Origin of the sequence: Streptomyces sp. 142MFCol3.1 (assembly GCF_000424945.1) — a bacterium.
Taxonomy (GTDB): Bacteria; Actinomycetota; Actinomycetes; order Streptomycetales; family Streptomycetaceae; genus Streptomyces; species Streptomyces siamensis.
Map to the genome: position 1 here is coordinate 19,571 of NZ_AUKV01000045.1, position 17,350 is coordinate 36,920.

The 17,350-nt window shown below is 71.9% G+C and carries 19 protein-coding genes; 3 read left to right on the forward strand and 16 right to left on the reverse strand.

The genetic code is table 11. The features are described from left to right. Nucleotides 1-182: 182 nt before the first annotated feature. The 10 genes from H305_RS0139230 to H305_RS0139275 all read right to left on the reverse strand — a co-directional run bounded on the left by H305_RS0139230 (nt 183) and on the right by H305_RS0139275 (nt 6,598). On the reverse strand, nt 183-800 hold the full coding sequence (locus H305_RS0139230; protein WP_028805276.1) for a hypothetical protein: 618 nt from the start codon (nt 798-800) through the stop codon (nt 183-185). A gap of 35 nt (nt 801-835) precedes the next feature. Further along, on the reverse strand, nt 836-1,411 hold the full coding sequence (locus tag H305_RS0139235; RefSeq protein ID WP_028805277.1) for a GNAT family N-acetyltransferase: 576 nt from the start codon (nt 1,409-1,411) through the stop codon (nt 836-838). Further along, nucleotides 1,389-1,592, reverse strand: coding sequence for a hypothetical protein (locus H305_RS0139240; RefSeq protein ID WP_028805278.1), 204 nt, complete (start codon nt 1,590-1,592; stop codon nt 1,389-1,391). Before H305_RS0139240 ends, H305_RS0139235 begins: the two co-directional genes overlap by 23 nt. A gap of 39 nt (nt 1,593-1,631) precedes the next feature. Then, the gene (locus tag H305_RS0139245; RefSeq protein ID WP_028805279.1) at nt 1,632-1,940 is read right to left on the reverse strand and encodes a hypothetical protein; all 309 of its coding nucleotides are present in this window, start codon (nt 1,938-1,940) and stop codon (nt 1,632-1,634) included. A 99-nt stretch (nt 1,941-2,039) separates the two neighbouring features. Further along, complete coding sequence (gene gatB / locus H305_RS0139250) at nt 2,040-3,554, reverse strand: Asp-tRNA(Asn)/Glu-tRNA(Gln) amidotransferase subunit GatB (protein ID WP_028805280.1); 1,515 nt, start codon at nt 3,552-3,554, stop codon at nt 2,040-2,042. Between the two features lie 15 nt (nt 3,555-3,569). Further along, entirely contained in the window at nt 3,570-3,809 is a 240-nt protein-coding gene (locus tag H305_RS0139255) for a hypothetical protein (protein ID WP_028805281.1), read from the reverse strand. Beyond that, complete coding sequence (gatA, locus tag H305_RS0139260) at nt 3,806-5,311, reverse strand: Asp-tRNA(Asn)/Glu-tRNA(Gln) amidotransferase subunit GatA (protein WP_028805282.1); 1,506 nt, start codon at nt 5,309-5,311, stop codon at nt 3,806-3,808. The genes H305_RS0139255 and gatA overlap by 4 nt, the downstream gene beginning before the upstream one ends. A gap of 5 nt (nt 5,312-5,316) precedes the next feature. Then, complete coding sequence (gene gatC, locus H305_RS0139265; RefSeq protein WP_018531282.1) at nt 5,317-5,613, reverse strand: Asp-tRNA(Asn)/Glu-tRNA(Gln) amidotransferase subunit GatC; 297 nt, start codon at nt 5,611-5,613, stop codon at nt 5,317-5,319. A gap of 94 nt (nt 5,614-5,707) precedes the next feature. Then, nucleotides 5,708-6,199 carry a cupin domain-containing protein gene (locus H305_RS0139270; RefSeq protein ID WP_028805283.1) on the reverse strand — a complete coding sequence of 164 codons (492 nt, stop codon included), beginning with the start codon at nt 6,197-6,199 and terminating at the stop codon, nt 5,708-5,710. A gap of 30 nt (nt 6,200-6,229) precedes the next feature. Beyond that, nucleotides 6,230-6,598: a DUF4267 domain-containing protein gene (locus H305_RS0139275; RefSeq protein WP_028805284.1), complete on the reverse strand. Its 369-nt coding sequence runs from the start codon at nt 6,596-6,598 to the stop codon at nt 6,230-6,232. A gap of 87 nt (nt 6,599-6,685) precedes the next feature. Between H305_RS0139275 and H305_RS0139280 the strand changes: the two genes are divergently transcribed. Then, nucleotides 6,686-7,267, forward strand: coding sequence for a TetR/AcrR family transcriptional regulator (locus tag H305_RS0139280; RefSeq protein WP_028805285.1), 582 nt, complete (start codon nt 6,686-6,688; stop codon nt 7,265-7,267). A 505-nt stretch (nt 7,268-7,772) separates the two neighbouring features. Here the strand turns inward: H305_RS0139280 and H305_RS0139285 are convergent. The 5 genes from H305_RS0139285 to H305_RS0139305 all read right to left on the reverse strand — a co-directional run bounded on the left by H305_RS0139285 (nt 7,773) and on the right by H305_RS0139305 (nt 14,849). Beyond that, nucleotides 7,773-10,031 carry a putative bifunctional diguanylate cyclase/phosphodiesterase gene (locus tag H305_RS0139285; protein WP_028805286.1) on the reverse strand — a complete coding sequence of 753 codons (2,259 nt, stop codon included), beginning with the start codon at nt 10,029-10,031 and terminating at the stop codon, nt 7,773-7,775. Between the two features lie 257 nt (nt 10,032-10,288). After that, complete coding sequence (gene ligA, locus H305_RS0139290; protein WP_028805287.1) at nt 10,289-12,496, reverse strand: NAD-dependent DNA ligase LigA; 2,208 nt, start codon at nt 12,494-12,496, stop codon at nt 10,289-10,291. Between the two features lie 14 nt (nt 12,497-12,510). Continuing rightward, a complete protein-coding gene (locus H305_RS0139295) occupies nt 12,511-13,518 on the reverse strand; it encodes a methionine synthase (protein ID WP_028805288.1) in 1,008 nt (335 codons plus the stop codon). 74 nt (nt 13,519-13,592) lie between these two features. Beyond that, nucleotides 13,593-14,291, reverse strand: coding sequence for an SDR family oxidoreductase (locus H305_RS0139300; RefSeq protein ID WP_028805289.1), 699 nt, complete (start codon nt 14,289-14,291; stop codon nt 13,593-13,595). An 18-nt stretch (nt 14,292-14,309) separates the two neighbouring features. Then, nucleotides 14,310-14,849: a TIGR00730 family Rossman fold protein gene (locus H305_RS0139305; RefSeq protein WP_028805290.1), complete on the reverse strand. Its 540-nt coding sequence runs from the start codon at nt 14,847-14,849 to the stop codon at nt 14,310-14,312. 51 nt (nt 14,850-14,900) lie between these two features. Here H305_RS0139305 and H305_RS0139310 point away from each other — a divergent pair, with 51 nt between their 5' ends. Together H305_RS0139310 and H305_RS0139315 are read left to right on the forward strand one after the other, a co-directional pair. Then, nucleotides 14,901-15,224, forward strand: coding sequence for a DUF427 domain-containing protein (locus tag H305_RS0139310; RefSeq protein ID WP_028805291.1), 324 nt, complete (start codon nt 14,901-14,903; stop codon nt 15,222-15,224). A gap of 38 nt (nt 15,225-15,262) precedes the next feature. Next, entirely contained in the window at nt 15,263-16,057 is a 795-nt protein-coding gene (locus H305_RS0139315) for an alpha/beta fold hydrolase (RefSeq protein ID WP_028805292.1), read from the forward strand. An 87-nt stretch (nt 16,058-16,144) separates the two neighbouring features. Here H305_RS0139315 and mnmA read toward each other — a convergent pair whose 3' ends face one another. After that, nucleotides 16,145-17,317 carry a tRNA 2-thiouridine(34) synthase MnmA gene (gene mnmA, locus H305_RS48370; RefSeq protein WP_051371473.1) on the reverse strand — a complete coding sequence of 391 codons (1,173 nt, stop codon included), beginning with the start codon at nt 17,315-17,317 and terminating at the stop codon, nt 16,145-16,147. Nucleotides 17,318-17,350 lie beyond the last annotated feature (33 nt).

Sequence of the window (17,350 nt, forward strand, 5' to 3'; positions counted from 1 at the left end):
TGTCCCTCGTGAAGAGCCGGTTTCGGTCTCGCTTGTTCGCGATGCCTCAACCTTCGTCTCCCAGGGGGGTGCGCCACATCGGGAGAGTTCCGCATCTTGCGCGCGTGAGGGGCCTTAGGACGGACGCGGATGACCGGCGCCGGCCCTAAGGCCCCTCAGACGTACGGGACGGACGGAGTGCGTCAGCCGGTGGAGGGCAGTCCGAGCAGGATGTCGGAGTACTTGGCCACCGCGAGCACGAGGCCGATGACGCCGAGCGAGACGCCCGCCCAGGCGACCGACTTGATCCAGGCGGCCTGCGGCCTGCCGGGCGCACCGAAGGCGGGGCGGGCGAGCACGACGACACCGACGATCAGTGCGGCCAGCGCGAACAGGCCGCCCACCAGGGCGGTCGCCGCCCAGGCGTCGCCGTAGACCTCTTTGACCTGCTTGGCGACGCTGGCGGAGGAGGAGGTCTGGAGCTGGCCGACGAGCGTCTCGCGGGCGGCGGCGACGGTGGCGACCCAGCTGCCGGTGAGCGAGACCACGCCGAGCCCGGCGGACACGACGGCTGCCGCGCCCTGGCCCACGCCGGTGGCTCCCTCGCCGTCGCCCGGGACGTCGTCCCCGGTCGTGTCGTCGCCGGTGGTGTCGCCTGCCTCGGCCGTGTCGCCGGTGCCGGCCCCGGTCGGCGTCGCCTCGTCGATGACGCTGTCGTCCGCCTCGGCGACGTCCTCCTTGGTGACGTCCACGGTCTTCTCGTCGCTCGTGGCCCCTGTGCCGGTGTCGGTCCCGGCTTCGTCAACTGTCTTGGTACCCATGCCCCGCACCGTACGGACGCTGTCTGAGAAGTCTCTTAACGATCGTCGTGAGCGGCACGCGCGCGTGCGGCACGCCATTCCGGCGCGAGGACGGACCAGACCTCCATGTCGTGGCGCGCGTCGCGGTAGACGTAGCTCTGTCGCAGTACGCCGTCCCGGGTCATGCCGAGCCGCCGGGCGACGTTCAGGCTGGGGGTGTTCGCGCTCGGGGCGATCCACTCCACGCGGTGCATGCCGCGCTCGTCGACGGCCCAGTCGATGAGGATGCGCATGCCGCGGGTGACGAGTCCGCGGCCGGCCGCGGCGGGCTCCAGCCAGCAGCCGGCCTCGCAGGTGCCCATGGCGGTGTCGAAGATCCGGAAGAGCAGTCCGCCGACGAGTTTTCCGTCCAGCCAGATCCCGTGCAGGCTGCCGCTGTCGGCGGCGCGCTTGTCCGCGTACAGCTGGAGGTAGTTCCGCGCGGAGTCGAGGTCCGTCACGTGGTCCGGGAGCGACACATGGCGGCCGATGTAGTCGCGGCCACGCTCCATGTGCGTGAAGAACTCCTCGGCGTGCCAGGGCTCCAGGGGCCGCAGCTCCGCTCCGTCGTCACCCAGGGATATCGCGTACATCCCGCTGCCGCTCCTTCTCCAGTACGTCCGCCACGTCGGCCTCCACCACCTGGACCAGCCTCTCATGGGCGGCGCGGCACTCGGGCGGCTCGATGCTGATGCGCCACGCCGACGACCTCGGCGAGGTGCCCGGCCCTTGCAGCCGGTAGTGATCGTCCGCCCCGTTCGCGGGGCTCCTCACGAGAGGGCGAGCCACCTCTGTCACCCCGCGAGGCGTCGCTCAGTCGAACTGGTCTCCCACGGCCATGACCATCACCCCGGCGACCATCAGCCACAACGCCCGCCGCGTGCGACCACGAGAACCGAGAACCGAGGCGATCGCGCACAGAGCGGCACCCGAGGCGTACGAGACCGGTATGAGCGCGGGCGCGGAGCCGGTGGAGCGCAGCGCCGAGGCGGCCAGCCCTGCGACGGTCAACAGCGCTCCGGCGCAGACCGCCGTCCAGCGGGCCCGCCGCACCTCGTACGCCGGGTCCTCGACGTCTCCGGGCTCCACGTCATGTATCTCGGAGTCACTGCTTCCGCTCATGGCGCGGGAGCGTAGCGCGTGTCCCTGAGAAGGTGCGCGCATGCCCAGGGGGGTGCATCGGAACCGATGCACCCCCCTGGGGTTCTGAAAAGGACGGGCTCAGCCCTCGCTGACGCCCAGCTTCTCCAGGATGAGCTCCTTGACGCGGGCCGCGTCGGCCTGGCCGCGCGTGGCCTTCATGACCGCGCCGACGAGCGCGCCCGCGGCCTGGACCTTGCCGCCACGGATCTTGTCGGCGATGCCCGGGTTCCCGGCGATGGCCTCGTCGACGGCGGTGGTGAGCGCGCCCTCGTCCGAGACGACCTTCAGGCCGCGCTTCTCGACGACCTCGTCGGGCTCGCCCTCGCCGGCGAGCACGCCCTCGATGACCTGGCGGGCCAGCTTGTCGTTGAGGGAGCCCTCGGTGACCAGGGCGGTCACGCGGGCGACCTGCGCCGGGGTGATCGGCAGGTCCTCCAGGGCCTTGCCCGACTCGTTAGCGCTGCGGGCCAGTTCACCCATCCACCACTTGCGGGCGGACGTGGCGTCGGCACCGGCCTCGATCGTGGCGACGATCGGGTCGATGGCACCGGCGTTGAGGATCGACTGCATGTCGTGGGCGCTGATGCCCCACTCCTCGCGCAGCCGGTTGCGGCGGGCCAGCGGCTGCTCGGGCAGACCGGCGCGCAGTTCCTCGACCCACTCACGGGACGGGGCGACGGGGACGAGGTCGGGCTCCGGGAAGTACCGGTAGTCCTCGGCCTCCTCCTTCACGCGGCCCGAGGTCGTGGACCCGGTGTCCTCGTGGAAGTGGCGGGTCTCCTGGATGATCGTGCCGCCGGAGTTCAGCACCGCGGCGTGGCGCTGGATCTCGAAGCGGGCGGCACGCTCCACGGAGCGCAGCGAGTTCACGTTCTTCGTCTCGGAGCGCGTGCCGAACTTCTCGCGGCCGTGCGGACGCAGCGACAGGTTCACGTCGCAGCGCATCTGCCCCATCTCCATGCGGGCCTCCGACACACCGAGCGCCCGGATGAGCTCGCGCAGTTCGGCGACGTAGGCCTTGGCGACCTCGGGAGCCCGCTCGCCCGCGCCCTCGATCGGCTTGGTGACGATCTCGATGAGGGGGATGCCCGCACGGTTGTAGTCGAGCAGGGAGTGCGAGGCGCCGTGGATGCGGCCGGTGGCGCCGCCGACGTGCGTCGACTTGCCGGTGTCCTCCTCCATGTGGGCGCGCTCGATCTCCACGCGGAAGACCTCGCCGTCCTCCAACTGCACGTCGAGGTAGCCGTTGAAGGCGATCGGCTCGTCGTACTGGGAGGTCTGGAAGTTCTTCGGCATGTCCGGATAGAAGTAGTTCTTCCGGGCGAAGCGGCACCACTCGGCGATCTCGCAGTGCAGCGCGAGGCCGATCTTGACGGCGGACTCGACTCCGGTCGCGTTGACGACCGGGAGTGCGCCGGGCATGCCGAGGCAGGTCGGGCAGGTCTGCGAGTTGGGCTCGGCGCCCAGCTCGGTCGAGCACCCGCAGAACATCTTGGTCTTGGTGCCGAGTTCGACATGGACCTCGAGGCCCATGACGGGGTCGTACGACGCCAGCGCGTCCTCGTACGACACCAGGTCGGTCGTGGTGGTCACGGTGAAACTTCCCTCTCAGCCCAGCAGGACGTCGTCGTCGCCCAGCCGCTTCAGCTCGCGGTACAGGATGGCGAGACCGGTGGCGATCGCGACGGCGGACACCGTGGCGTCGATGAGCCGCAGCGTGTCGTGCTCGGCGCGGGCCTTCTTGATCTGCTTGGCGACCCCGAACGCGCCGAACGCGGTCCCGGCCATCGACAGATACGTGCCGGACTTCGACTTCTTGAAGCCCTTGGCCTTGTTCAGTGCACTCACAGCGACGGAGCCTCCTCGATCAGCGGGTGCCCCCACTTTTCCACGAAGGCGGCCTCGACGGCGGCGCCGACCTTGTACAGCCGGTCGTCCTTCAGCGCCGGAGCGATGATCTGGAGACCGACGGGCAGGTTGTCCTCCGGCGCGAGACCGCAGGGCAGCGACATGGCGGCGTTGCCCGCCAGGTTGGTCGGGATGGTGCAGAGGTCCGCCAGGTACATCGCCATCGGGTCGTCGGCACGCTCGCCGATCGCGAAGGCGGTGGTCGGCGTGGTCGGCGAGACGATGACGTCGACCTGCTCGAAGGCCTTCTCGAAGTCGCGCGTGATGAGCGTGCGGACCTTCTGGGCACTGCCGTAGTACGCGTCGTAGTAGCCGGAGCTGAGCGCGTACGTGCCGAGCATGACGCGGCGCTTGACCTCGGCACCGAAGCCGGCCTCGCGGGTGAGGGCGGTGACGTCCTCGGCCGAGCGGGTGCCGTCGTCGCCCGTACGGAGGCCGTAGCGCAGACCGTCGAAGCGGGCGAGGTTGGACGAGCACTCGGACGGGGCGATCAGGTAGTACGCCGAAAGAGCGAGGTCGAAGGACGGGCAGTCCAGCTCGACGATCTCCGCGCCCAGCTCCTTGAGCAGCTCGACGGACTCGTCGAACCGCTGGATGACGCCGGCCTGGTAGCCCTCGCCGCGGAACTGCTTGACGACGCCGACGCGCATGCCCGCCACGCTGCCGTTGCGGGCGGCCTCGACGACCGGCGGGACCGGCGCGTCGATGGAGGTCGAGTCGAGCGGGTCGTGCCCGGCGATGACCTCGTGCAGGAGGGCCGCGTCCAGGACCGTGCGGGCGCAGGGACCCCCCTGGTCGAGGGAGGACGAGAACGCCACCATGCCGAAGCGGGAGACGGCGCCGTAGGTCGGCTTGACGCCGACCGTGCCGGTGACGGCCGCGGGCTGGCGGATGGAGCCGCCGGTGTCCGTGCCGATCGCCAGGGGCGACTGGAAGGAGGCGAGGGCTGCGGAGGAGCCGCCGCCGGAGCCGCCGGGGATCTTGGTGAGGTCCCAGGGGTTGCCGGTCGGCCCGTAGGCGCTGTTCTCGGTCGACGACCCCATGGCGAACTCGTCCATGTTGGTCTTGCCGAGGATGACGACGTCGGCGGCCTTCAGCCGCTTGGTGAGCGTCGCGTCGTACGGCGGGATCCAGCCTTCGAGGATCTTCGAACCGACGGTCGTCGGAACACCCTCGGTGGTGAAGATGTCCTTGAGCGCGAGCGGTACGCCGGCCAGCGGGCCGAGCTCCTCGCCGCGCTCCCGCTTCGCGTCGACTGCACGAGCCTGGGCGAGGGCGCCCTCGCGATCGACGTGCAGGAAGGCGTGCACCTTCTCGTCGACGGCCTCGATGCGCGCCAGGTGGGCCTCGGTGACCTCGACGGCGGTGAGCTCGCCGGCCGCGATCTTCTCGGCGATCTCGGCCGCGGTGAGCTTGATGATGTTGACGTTGGTGTCCGTCATGGTGATTAGTCCTCCCCCAGGATCTGCGGCACCTTGAAACGCTGCTGCTCCTGGGCCGGGGCGCCGGACAGCGCCTGCTCGGGGGTGAGCGACGGACGGACCTCGTCCGCGCGCATGACGTTCGTCAGCGGCAGCGGATGAGAGGTCGGCGGTACGTCTTGGTCGGCGACCTCACTGACGCGGGCGACCGCGCCGATGATGTCGTCCAGCTGTCCCGCGAAGTGATCGAGCTCTTCGGGCTTCAGCTCCAGACGCGCCAGCCGGGCGAGGTGGGCGACCTCCTCGCGCGTGATGCCAGGCATGCAGCGTTCCTCTGGGGTGAGTGTGTGTGGTTTGGGGCCAATCCTAGGGTGCCGGGCCCGGTGCCCGTGAAACGGTTTCCCCTGCCGGGTCCCCTCAGCGGCGGCCGTCCCATGCCCGGCTGCGCAGAAAGTGGTTGTCGTAGAGCTCCTGCACGTCCAGCAGACTCTCCGGGGCGGCCTCCTGGAGGGCCACGCGCCCCAGGTGGCGGAAGTACTCGAAGCGCTCCACACCCGGGGTGATCACGACGAGGAGGTCGGCGTCGGCTCCGGGCGCGGCGGCGAAGGCGTGCGGTACGCCCGGCGGGACGACGACCAGGTCGCCGCGTTCGGCGGCGACGACCTCCTCGCCCGACAGGAGTTCGGCGCGGCCGTCGAGGACGAAGAACATCTCCGCGGACTTGGCGTGCCAGTGGGGGTGGGCGCCGTCGGCGCCGCTCGTGAGGGTGACGCGCTGGGTGGACAGCGCCCCGCCCGTGGCGCTGCTGTCGGCCAGCAGCCGCACGGTGGTGGGCGCCCGGCCCACCACTTCGGCCTCCGCCTCGCGGACGATCACGGTCGAGTCGAACGTCGGAACGATCAGCGACATGTCGGGGCTCCCTGTGGATGTCGGAGGCGATCAGACGGCGAAGAGCAGACCGGCACTGACGAGGACGACGGCGGCGGTGGCGAAGTGGATGCCGTACGCGACGGCCTTGGTACCGCCGTGCCGCAGCACTATCAGCGTGTCACCGAGCGGCACGATCGCGACCAGGAGCATGAACCACGCCTCCGCCCGGGCACCGGCGAAGGCCAGCAGGGCCAGGCCCATGACGCCGAGGGCGGCGTCCCTCAGGCCCTTGATCGTGAGGTAGGCCGCGTCACCGTCGGGCTTGGCGGGGACGCCGTAGCCGGCGGCGGCGGCCCGCGGCTGGAACAGGAATCGAGCCCCGATGAACAGCACGAACAAGTCGAGGACGACGGCGAGCGTGTACGCGGTGACGGTCATTCCGACTCTCCTTGCTAGCAACGCTATTGTCAAGAGCGAAGCTAGCAGAGCGACGACATGAACGCTAGCGGTGCTAGAATTCTGGTCATGTCGATTCAGACGCGCCGGGAGCGCGAGCGGGCGGAGCGAGAGCGGCTGATCGTCACGGCCGCACGGGAACTGGCGGAGGCCGAGGGCTGGGAGGCGGTCACCACGCGGCGGCTGGCCGCCGAGATCGAATACAGCCAGCCCGTCCTCTACAGCCACTTCAAGGGCAAGGACGCCATCATGGCGGCGGTCGCCGTGGAGGGCTTCGCCGAGATGGCGGAGGAGCTGCGGAAGGCGCGCACGGCGGCCGGGGGGACACGGGCGGCCCTCGCGGCGGTGGGTGAGGCGTACACGGCGTTCGCGCGGCGGCGGCCCGCGCTGTACGACGCGATGTTCACGCACACCGTGGACCTGCCTTTCGCCACGCCAAAGGCGCCCTCGGCACTGCACGCGGCGTTCGGCGAGTTGCTCCAGGCCGTCGAGCCCGTCGCGGCCGACGGCGAGGATCCCGGCCTGCTCACGGAGACGTACTGGGCCGGGCTGCACGGTCTGACCACCCTGATGCGCAGCGGTCGCCTCCCGGAGGGCGCCCACGACCGCCGACTGGCCCTGCTGACCGCCCACTTCACCGCGTCGGACTGACCTGGGGCCGATCCTCGGCGGCCCCAGGAGCCGGTCCGGGGCGGGCCGACGTCACCGGGTCCGACCGGGATCGCTCGGGCCGGGGCCACCCGGCCCGCGGCTGCCGAAGGCCGCTCCCGACGCCGCGGGCACCGTCGGTGAAGCCGCCCCCGAGCGGCCCGGCGGAGGTCGCCGGGACCGTCGCCGGGACCGCTCCCCGCCGCGGTCGACGCGGACGGAGCAACCGGCCCGGGGCAACCTGAGGCGGCTCGGATCGCCGCGGGCGGCATCGGCAGAGCCGCCCGGCCGGGCCCGCCGAGGTCATCAGAACCGACCGCCGTCGCCGCGGGCCCGGCCACCCGGCCCGGAGTCGGCCCGAGGCCGCTCAAGTGGCCGGGGGCGCCGTCGGCGGAGCTGCCGAACCTGTCTCCGGCCGGGGCCGCTCAGGTCGCTGCCGGGGTGCCGTCGGCGGGGCCGCGCGGCCCGGCTCCGCTCGGCCGGACGGGCGGGTCGGCGAGGGCTGGGCTTACACGATCCGGCCCGGGTCGTCCGCGGTGGACGCCGGCAGGGCCGCCTTCGGGCGCTGCCAGCCGCGGCTGCCGCGGGCCCGCAGCCAGGCCGTCGCCTCGTCGGCGGGCATCGCGGCCGCGACCAGCCAGCCCTGTACGGCGTCGCAGCCGAGGTCGCGCAGGCGCTCCCAGGTCTCGTCGTCCTCGACGCCTTCCGCGACCACGAGGAGGCCCAGCGAGTGCGCCAGGTCGACCGTGCAGCGCACGATCTCCGCGTCCTCGGCGTCCACCGCGAGCCGGGCCACGAAGGAGCGGTCGATCTTCAGTTCGCTCACCGGCAGGCGCCTGAGGTGCACGAGCGAGGAGTATCCGGTGCCGAAGTCGTCCAGCGACATCTTCACGCCGTGGCCGGTCAGCCCCGCGAGGGTGTCGGCGGCGCGCTGCGGGTCCTCCAGGAGCACGTGCTCGGTTATCTCCAGCTGGAGCGCTCCTGCCGGGACGCCGTGCCGGGCGAGCCGGGCGGCGACCGCGCCGGCGAAGCCGGGGGTGTGCACATCGCGCGGCGATACGTTCACCGCGACCGGTACGTGCAGCCCCTGCGCCCGCCACCGCGCGACCTGTCCGAGCGCCGTCTCCAGCACGTACTCGGTGAGATGGGGCATCAGTCCGGAGGACTCGGCGATGGCGATGAACTCGTCCGGCGGAACCCTCCCTCGCTCGGGGTGCACCCAGCGGACCAGTGCCTCCAGTCCGGCCACCTGGCCGTTGAAGCGGACCTTGGGCTGGTAGTGCAGTTCGACGTCGCCGGCGTCGAGGGCCCGGCGCAGGTCGCCGAGCAGGCCGAGCCGGTCCGGGGTGTTGGAGTCGCGCTTGGACTCGTACACCTCGACGCCCGTGCGGTCCCGCTTCGCCTGGTACATGGCGACGTCCGCCCGCCGCAGCAGCCCCTCCGCGTCGAGCGCGTGGTCGGGGAAGACGGCGAGGCCGGCGCTGGCCTCCAGCACGAGGGTGAGGCCGTCGAGATCGAGCGGGGAGCCGAGCGCGGCAACGAGGTTGCGCGCGACCCGGGTGGCCGACGTCGTGGAGTCGGCGACCGGCAGTAACACCGCGAACTCGTCGCCGCCCAGCCGCGCGGCCTCCGCCCCGCGCGGCAGCGCCAGACGCAGCCGGTCCGCTATCTGGAGGAGCAGCCGGTCCCCCGCGAGATGCCCCAACGTGTCGTTCACCGACCGGAAACGGTCGAGGTCGATCAGCATCAGGGCGGAACGCGCACCGATGCGCTCGGCGTCGTCCAGGGCCGTCCAGGTCCGCTCCAGCAGCCACTGCCGGTTGGGCAGCCCCGTCAGCGGGTCGCGCAGTTGCTCCTCCGCCCGGGCACGGGCGATCCACAGCGTGGAGTCGAGGGCGATCAGCGGGATCGCGAAGAGCGGCAGCAGGATCGGCAGCGCGACGGCGACCACGCAGACCAGCGGCGCGATCCCGAGGAGCGCGACGGCGACGAGCCCCTGTCTGACCAGGGCGGTGCGCGCGACGGTGGGCAGACCGCCGGTGCGCGGCGCATGCAGGTACCAGAGCAGGGCCCGGGTGACGGCGAGGTAGGCGGCCGCGACGAGCACCACTTCGGGCGCCGCGTAGAGCGTCCAGGTCCTCGGGTCCCACGGCGTCTCGACGCTCGGGAAACGTCCGAACACGGCGAGGACCAGCGCACCCGCCCCGATGCCGAGGATGTCGACCGCGCCGTGCAGGACTCCCTGCCGCCAGCGGTTGCGCCGTGCGGCGCCGACCAGGACCACGACGGTCAGGCTGACCATGCCGGCGGGCACCCAGCCGTACAGCAGCAGGACCGCGAGGGTGAGCGCGGCGCCGGAGCCGGTGCCGCCCCACCACCGGGCCCGGCCGAGGGCGACCAGATGGCCGACGATGACGCCGGTGAGCAGGGCGAGCGCCCAGCCGACGGTGCCGCACGGGAAGAGCGCGTGGTTGTCGCTGAACGCCCGGTAGAAACCGGCTCCGAGGAAGAAGCCCGCCGCCGCGACGACCGCCGCGGGCAGCGCGGGCCACGAGATGTGCCGTTCGGAATCGTGACCGGGCAGGCCGTCGCCGCGCCCCGCGTCGAGCGGACCGACGCCGGGTGCCGCGGGTGCCATGAGGGGTCCGAAGTCGCGCTGCCCGGCGCGCTCCTCGGTCCGCCCCGTCCGGAGTCCGGCCATCCACGCGCCGGTCATCCGGCGCAGGCGCAGCCGTGAGTCCGGGGCGGCGCTCTCGGTCGGTTCCATTCCCGTCCCTCTCACAGCCGGCGGTGCCCACGCCACGCGGTCCGTTGCCGGCCACGACTGCCAACGGCGCGTCTGAAAACCTTCCCCGGCACTCGTGATGAGCAGGGGATGCCCCGACCGCAGCTGGGCACGGCAGGTGCACACCTCAACAGTAGGCCGCAGAAGGCTTCCACGGGCAGCGGTCGTCGACGGTTGCCCGAATGCGACCTGGCCACCCGTATGCATCTGATATGCGCCGAACGGGTGGTCTTCAACCGCTACTCCTCGATCGGAAGCGCAACTTCCGCCGCGGCCTCGGGTCCTTGCTCCAGAAGGACGGCGAAGCCCTCCTCGTTCAGAACGGGGACCTTCAGTTGCATCGCCTTGTCGTACTTCGAACCCGGATTGTCACCCACCACGACGAACGACGTCTTCTTGGAGACGGAACCGGTCACTTTCGCTCCCCTGCTCTGCAGTGCCTCCTTGGCACCGTCCCGCGTGTGGTGTTCGAGCGTGCCGGTGACGACGACGGTGAGCCCTTCGAGCGGGCGCGGCCCCTCGTCCTCGCCGGAGCCCTCCTCCTCCGTCCGGACCCCGGCGGCCCGCCACTTGCGGAGCATCTCGCGGTGCCAGTCCTCGGCGAACCACTCCTTGAGCGAGGCCGCGATGATCGGCCCGACGCCCTCGGTGGTGGCGAGCTCCTCCTCGGTCGCCTGCTCGATCCGGTCGATGGAACGGAACTCGCGCGCCAGCGCCTCGGCCGCCACCGGCCCGACATGACGGATCGACAGACCGGTCAGTACGCGTGCGAGGGGGCGCTCCTTGGCGGCGGCGATGTTGTCCAGCATCGCCAGCGCGTTCTTCTTCGGCTCGCCCTGCTGGTTGGCGAAGACCGTGGCGATCTTCTCCTCGCCCGTCTTCGGATCGCGCTTGGGCAGACCACTGTCCTGGTCGAGGACGTACGCCTTGATGGGCAGCAGCTGCTCGACGGTGAGGTCGAAGAGGTCTCCCTCGTCCGCCAGCGGCGGGTGCGCCGGCTCCAGCGGCTTGGTCAGGGCCGCCGCGGCGACATATCCGAAGTGCTCGATGTCCAGGGCCTTGCGGCCCGCGAGATAGAAGAGCCGCTCGCGCAACTGGGCCGGGCAGCTACGGGCGTTCGGGCAGCGCAGGTCGACGTCGCCCTCCTTCATGGGCCGCAGCGGCGTGCCGCACTCGGGGCACTCGGCGGGCATCACGAACTCGCGCTCGCTGCCGTCGCGCAGGTCGACGACCGGGCCGAGGATCTCCGGGATGACGTCGCCCGCCTTGCGCAGCACCACCGTGTCCCCGATGAGGACGCCCTTGGCCTTCACCACGTCCTGGTTGTGCAGGGTGGCGAACTCGACCTCGGAGCCGGCGACGGTGACCGGCTCGACCTGCGCGTACGGCGTGACGCGGCCGGTGCGGCCGACGCCGACGCGGATGTTGATCAGCTTGGTGTTGACCTCCTCGGGCGCGTACTTCCAGGCGATCGCCCAGCGCGGCGCACGCGAGGTGGAGCCCAGCCGCCCCTGGAGGGGGATCTCGTCGAGCTTGACGACCACGCCGTCGATCTCGTGCTCCACGGAGTGGCGGTTCTCTCCGTAGTACGCGATGAACTCCCGTACGCCGTCGAGGTCGTCGACCACCTTCGCGTACCGCGTGGTCGGCAGGCCCCACTCGTGCAGCAGCGTGTACGCCTCGGACAGCCGGGTGAGGCCCTCGAAGCCCTGCAGCGCGCCGATGCCGTGCACCACCATGTGCAGCGGGCGGGTCGCGGTGACGCGCGGGTCCTTCTGGCGCAGTGAACCCGCCGCCGCGTTGCGGGGGTTGGCGAAGGGCTTGTCGCCGGCCTTCACCAGACGGGCGTTCAGCTCCTCGAACTTCTCCATCGGGAAGTAGACCTCGCCGCGGATCTCCACGAGGTCGGGGACGCGGTCGCCGTGCAGCCGGTCCGGAATGTCCGTGATCGTCCGCACATTGGGGGTGATGTCCTCACCGGTGCGGCCGTCGCCGCGGGTCGCCGCGCGGGTGAGCCGGCCGCGCTCGTACGTGAGGTTCACCGCGAGGCCGTCGACCTTCAGCTCGCACAGGAAGTGGTGGACGGAGGTGCCCACGTCCTTGCCGACGCGCTCGGCCCATGCGGCGAGCTCCAGGTCGGAGAAGGCGTTGTCGAGCGAGAGCATGCGCTGGCGGTGCTCGACGGAGGTGAACTCCGTCGCGTACGCCCCGGCGACCTTCTGGGTCGGCGAGTCCGGGGTCCGCAGCTCGGGATACTCCTCCTCCAGCGCCTCCAGGGAGCGCAGCAGTTCGTCGAACTCCGCGTCGCTGACGACGGGAGCGTCCTTCACGTAGTACCGGAAGCGGTGCTCCTCGATCTGCTCAGCGAGCTGCGCGTGCTTCTCCCGTGCCTCGGCGGGCACCGGATCCGAAGCCGAGGCGGTCTCTGCGTGCTTTTCGCCGGCCACCGTATGTCCTCCCGTTACTCAGGGTTGTCCGCGAGGGATCTCGCCGCCCGGACGCAGTGGGCGAGCGCCTTGCGCGCGAAGTCGGGGGAAGCCCCCGCGAGCCCGCACGTCGGAGTGACCGTGACCGATTCCGCGAGAAGTCCCGGTCGCAGCCCCAGCCTGCGCCACAGCGTCCTGACACCCATGACGCTACCGGCAGGGTCCGACAACGGGGCATCCGCGCTCGGCACGACACCGGCGAAGAGCCGCGTGCCCCCTTCCACCGCCTCGCCGATCGCCTCGTCGTCACGCTCGGTGAGGAGCGAGAGGTCGAAGGAGACGGCCGCCGCGCCCGCCCGGCGCAGCAGCGCGAAGGGCACGTCCGGTGCGCACGAGTGGACCACGACGGGCCCGTCGCCGTGAACCCCGACGACGTCCCGGAGCGTGGCCTCGACGACCTGCCGGTCGACAGCACGGTGGGTGCGGTAGCCGCTGGCCGTCCTGACCTGCCCGCGCAGCACGGCGACGAGTGACGGCTCGTCGAGCTGGAGGACGAGCCGGGCGCCGGGGACGCGCCGCCGCACCTCGTCGAGATGGAGCCGCAGGCCCTCGGCGAGCGACCCGGCGAGGTCACGGCACGCGCCCGGGTCGGAGAGCGCTGCCTCGCCGTTCCTCAACTCCAGGGCGGCGGCGAGGGTCCAGGGGCCGACGGCCTGCACCTTGAGCGGCCCCTCGTACCCCTGGGTGAACTCCTCCAGGGCGTCGAGGTCCTCGCCGAGCCAGGACCTGGCCCGCTTGGTGTCCCGTCCGGGCCGGTCCCCGATCCGCCAGCCGCTCGGCTCCACGCGCGCGTACAGCTCGACCAGCAGCCCCGCGGTCCGCCCGATCATGTCCGCGCCGGGTCCCCGCGCGGGCAGTTCCGCAAGGAACGGGAAGTCCTCGAAGGACCCGGTGACGGTCTTCGCGGCCTCCCGGGCGTCACCGCCCGGCATGGACCCGACCCCGGTGGCGCCACCGAACCTGAACTCGCTGTTTTCACTCACCCCGGAAGCGTACGTAACGCTCCGGGGCGTGGCCGCCGAAGGTGCCGGCACCGGAGGACCGTCCGCACGGAACGTCAGCGTCCCGGACGCACCGTCAGGTCGTTGACCTCCGCGTCCTTCGGCAGGTCGAGGGCCATCAGGATCGTGGTCGCGACGGACTCGGGGTCGATCCACCTCGCGGCGTCGTACTCCTTGCCCTCCTGCTGGTGGACCTTGGCCTGCATGGGGCTCGCCGTGCGGCCGGGGTACACGGAGGTGACCCGGACGCCGTTCACGTGCTCCTCGTGGCGCAGGGAGTCCGCCAGGGCCTTCAGCCCGTGCTTGGAGGCGGCGTACGCGGACCAGTCGGCGTGCGCGTTGAGACCGGCGCCGGAGTTGACGAACACCACGTGGCCCTGGGCGACGCGGAGTTGCGGCAGGAAGTGCCGGGTCAGTTCGGCGGGGGCGATCAGATTGACGTTCAGCTGGTGGCGCCAGGACTTCGGGGTGAGTTCGCCCACCGGGCCGAGGTCGACCACGCCCGCGATGTGCAGGAGCGAGTCGACGCGGTCCGGCAGGGTCTGGTGCGAGAACGCCCAGGAGAGCTTGTCCGGGTCCGCCAGGTCGCCGACCAGGGTCCGGGCCCCGGGGAACTCGGCCGCGAGTTCCTTCGCGCGGCCGGCGTCGCGCGCGTGCAGCACGAGTTCGTCCCCGCGCGCGTGGAGGCGGCGGGCGACGGCCGCGCCGATGCCGGAGCCCGCCCCGGTGATCACATGTGTAGCCATGACCGACATGCTCGCATCACCCGATGCTCACCGGACGCCCCGGCTCTCCTCCAGGTACGCCAGCGCGCCGACCGGCTCCTCCGCGAAGAACACCAGCTCGGTCAGCGGGCGGGGCAGGAAGCCCTCGGCCTCCATGCGCCGGAACTGCTGCTTGAGGCCGTCGTAGAAGCCCGCGGTGTTCAGCAGGACCACCGGCTTGTCCGTCCTGCCGTGCTTCTTCAGCTCCAGGATCTCGGTGGCCTCGTCGAGGGTCCCCGTGCCGCCGACCATGATCACCACCGCGTCGGCCTTCTCCAGGAGCAGCGCCTTGCGCTCGGCGAGGTCACGGGCGACGATCATCTCGTCCGCGCCCACCCGGGCCTTGGCGGCCAGGAAGTCCACCGAGACGCCCAGCAGCCGTCCGCCCGCCTCCTGCACGCCGTCGGCGACGACCTTCATGAGACCGACGTCGGAGCCGCCCCACACCAGCGTGTGGCCGTCCTTTCCAAGGAGTTCGGCGAACTCGCGGGCGGGGCGGGTGTAGCGGTCGTCGAGGTCGGCGGCGGAGAGGAAGACGCAGATGTTCATGGGTTCACCGTACGTGGGAAGAACACGGGCCCCGCGAGCGCTTCCACCGGTATGGCTGAAGGACACACGATCACCATCGAGCAGAGTGACCGGCACGTGCGCGTGGTGCGCGCGGACCAGGTCCTGGCGGAGAGCGACCGCTCCCTCGTACTGCGCGAGACGGGCTGTCCCGCGCGGTACTACATCCCGCCCGAGGACGTGCGCCTCGACCTGCTGACCCCCTCCGACACGCACACCCACTGCCCGTTCAAGGGCACGGCGTCCTACTGGTCGCTGCCGGACGCGACGGACCTCGTCTGGTCCTACCCCGAACCGAAGCCCGACGTGGCACAGATCAAGGACCACTTCTGCTTCTACGAGGTGGAGGTGTCGTGACCCGATGAGTTCCGGTCCGCCCGGCAGTCTCTACGGGTATGGACAAGAAGACCGTCTCGCGCGACGGGACCCCCATCGCCTACGAACGCCTCGGTGACGGCCCGGCGATCATCCTGGTCGCCGGAGCCATGTGCACGGGCGCCACGCTGGCGCCGCTCGCCGCGGCCCTGTCGGACCGCTTCGGAGCGGTCGTCTACGACCGCCGGGGGCGCGGCGCCAGCGGCGACACCGCGCCGTTCGCGGTCGCCCGCGAGGTCGAGGACATCGCGGCGCTGATCGAGGCGTGCGGCGGCAGCGCGGCGCTCTTCGGCGTCTCCTCGGGCGGCGCGCTCGCCCTGGAGGCGGCGGCGGGCGGGCTGCCCCTCACCGAAGTCGCCGTCTACGAGACACCGTTCGCCGTCCATGACGAGGGCCGTACGGAGCGGCGCGCGTACACCGAGCGGCTGACCGGGCTGCTCGCCGAGGACCGGCGCGGCGACGCCGTGGAGCTGTTCCTGTCGCTCACCGGCATGCCCCCGGAGATGATCGCGGGCACCCGCCTCTCCCCCGCGTGGCCGGACATGGAGGCCATCGCCCCCACCCTGGCGTACGACGACGCCGCGCTGGGCGACGGCCCGGTGCCCACGGAGCGGCTGGCCGCGATCGGCGTCCCGCTGCTGTCCGTGGCGGGCGGCGCGAGTCCCGAGTGGATGCGCGAGGCGGCGCGCGCCGTCGCGGACGCGGCGCCGGACGGTACGTACCGGGTGCTGGACGGCCAGACCCACATGGTGGACCCGCAGATCCTCGCCCCGGTGCTGGCGGACTTCTTCGGCGGCGCGGCCGACGCCGGCTGAGGCGGCGCCGCCGCGGGGATCAGCGCTCCGCGGGCCCGGCCGGGCAGGTGCTGTCGGCTCCCGGCGAGCAAGGCGCCGGCGGGCCCGCTACCGGCCGGGCCGCTCCGTCCAGGCCGGGGTGCCGCGCCCGTCGGCCCCCTGGACCGAGGCTGTCGCGCGCGTGGTCGTCGCGATCGTCGCCGACCCCACCACGCGCGTGCCGTCGTACAGGACGACCGCCTGGCCGGGGGCGACACCGCGGACCGGCTCGGCGAAGGCGACGCGCAGTTCGCCACCCACGAGTTCCGCCGTCACCTCGGTCTCGCCTCCGTGCGCGCGCAGCTGCGCCGTGTACGTGCCCGGGCCGGCCGGGGCGGCGCCGCACCAGCGCGGCTTGATCGCCGACAGGGCGCTCACGTCGAGGGAGTCCGCCGGGCCGACCGTCACCGTGTTGTTCACCGGCGAGATGTCCAGCACGTAGCGCGGCTTGCCGTCGGCGGCGGGGGTGCCGATGCGCAGTCCCTTGCGCTGGCCGATGGTGAAGCCGTACGCGCCCTCGTGGGTGCCCAGCTTCGCGCCGGCCTCGTCGACGATGTCGCCCTCGGCCCGGCCGAGCCGGTCCGCCAGGAAGCCCTGGGTGTCGCCGTCGGCGATGAAGCAGATGTCGTGCGAGTCGGGCTTCTTGGCGACGGCGAGGCCGCGGCGCTCGGCCTCCGCGCGGATCTCGTCCTTCGTGGTGACCGTGTCGCCGAGCGGGAACAGCGCGTGGGCGAGCTGGCGGTCGTCGAGGACGCCGAGGACGTACGACTGGTCCTTGGCCATGTCGGAGGCGCGGTGCAGCTCGCGCGTGCCGTCCTCGTTCACGAACACCTTGGCGTAGTGGCCCGTGCAGACCGCGTCGAAGCCGAGGGCGAGCGCCTTGTCGAGCAGGGCGGCGAACTTGATCTTCTCGTTGCAGCGCAGGCAGGGGTTCGGGGTGCGCCCGGCCTCGTACTCGGCGATGAAGTCCTCGACGACGTCCTCGCGGAAGCGCTCCGCGAGGTCCCACACGTAGAAGGGGATGCCGATGACGTCGGCCGCGCGGCGGGCGTCGCGCGAGTCCTCGATCGTGCAACAGCCACGCGCGCCTGTGCGGAACGACTGGGGGTTCGCCGACAGGGCGAGGTGCACGCCGGTCACGTCGTGGCCGGCTTCCGCCGCGCGGGCGGCGGCGACGGCTGAGTCCACACCGCCCGACATGGCGGCGAGTACGCGGAGGGGGCGCTGCGAGGTGTCAGTCATAACCCCTCCAGGGTACGGGGCCGCGGGAACCGG

What these genes read in the sequence shown, in the direction of transcription:
- H305_RS0139230 (WP_028805276.1), bottom strand. Translation starts at nt 800, where the DNA reads ATGGGTACCAAGACAGTTGACGAAGCCGGGACCGACACCGGCACAGGG.
- H305_RS0139235 (WP_028805277.1), bottom strand. Translation starts at nt 1,411, where the DNA reads ATGTACGCGATATCCCTGGGTGACGACGGAGCGGAGCTGCGGCCCCTG.
- H305_RS0139245 (WP_028805279.1), bottom strand. Translation starts at nt 1,940, where the DNA reads ATGAGCGGAAGCAGTGACTCCGAGATACATGACGTGGAGCCCGGAGAC.
- gatA (WP_028805282.1), bottom strand. Translation starts at nt 5,311, where the DNA reads ATGACGGACACCAACGTCAACATCATCAAGCTCACCGCGGCCGAGATC.
- gatC (WP_018531282.1), bottom strand. Translation starts at nt 5,613, where the DNA reads ATGCCTGGCATCACGCGCGAGGAGGTCGCCCACCTCGCCCGGCTGGCG.
- H305_RS0139270 (WP_028805283.1), bottom strand. Translation starts at nt 6,199, where the DNA reads ATGTCGCTGATCGTTCCGACGTTCGACTCGACCGTGATCGTCCGCGAG.
- H305_RS0139275 (WP_028805284.1), bottom strand. Translation starts at nt 6,598, where the DNA reads ATGACCGTCACCGCGTACACGCTCGCCGTCGTCCTCGACTTGTTCGTG.
- H305_RS0139280 (WP_028805285.1), top strand. Translation starts at nt 6,686, where the DNA reads ATGTCGATTCAGACGCGCCGGGAGCGCGAGCGGGCGGAGCGAGAGCGG.
- H305_RS0139285 (WP_028805286.1), bottom strand. Translation starts at nt 10,031, where the DNA reads ATGGAACCGACCGAGAGCGCCGCCCCGGACTCACGGCTGCGCCTGCGC.
- H305_RS0139300 (WP_028805289.1), bottom strand. Translation starts at nt 14,291, where the DNA reads ATGTCGGTCATGGCTACACATGTGATCACCGGGGCGGGCTCCGGCATC.
- H305_RS0139305 (WP_028805290.1), bottom strand. Translation starts at nt 14,849, where the DNA reads ATGAACATCTGCGTCTTCCTCTCCGCCGCCGACCTCGACGACCGCTAC.
- H305_RS0139310 (WP_028805291.1), top strand. Translation starts at nt 14,901, where the DNA reads ATGGCTGAAGGACACACGATCACCATCGAGCAGAGTGACCGGCACGTG.
- H305_RS0139315 (WP_028805292.1), top strand. Translation starts at nt 15,263, where the DNA reads ATGGACAAGAAGACCGTCTCGCGCGACGGGACCCCCATCGCCTACGAA.
- mnmA (WP_051371473.1), bottom strand. Translation starts at nt 17,317, where the DNA reads ATGACTGACACCTCGCAGCGCCCCCTCCGCGTACTCGCCGCCATGTCG.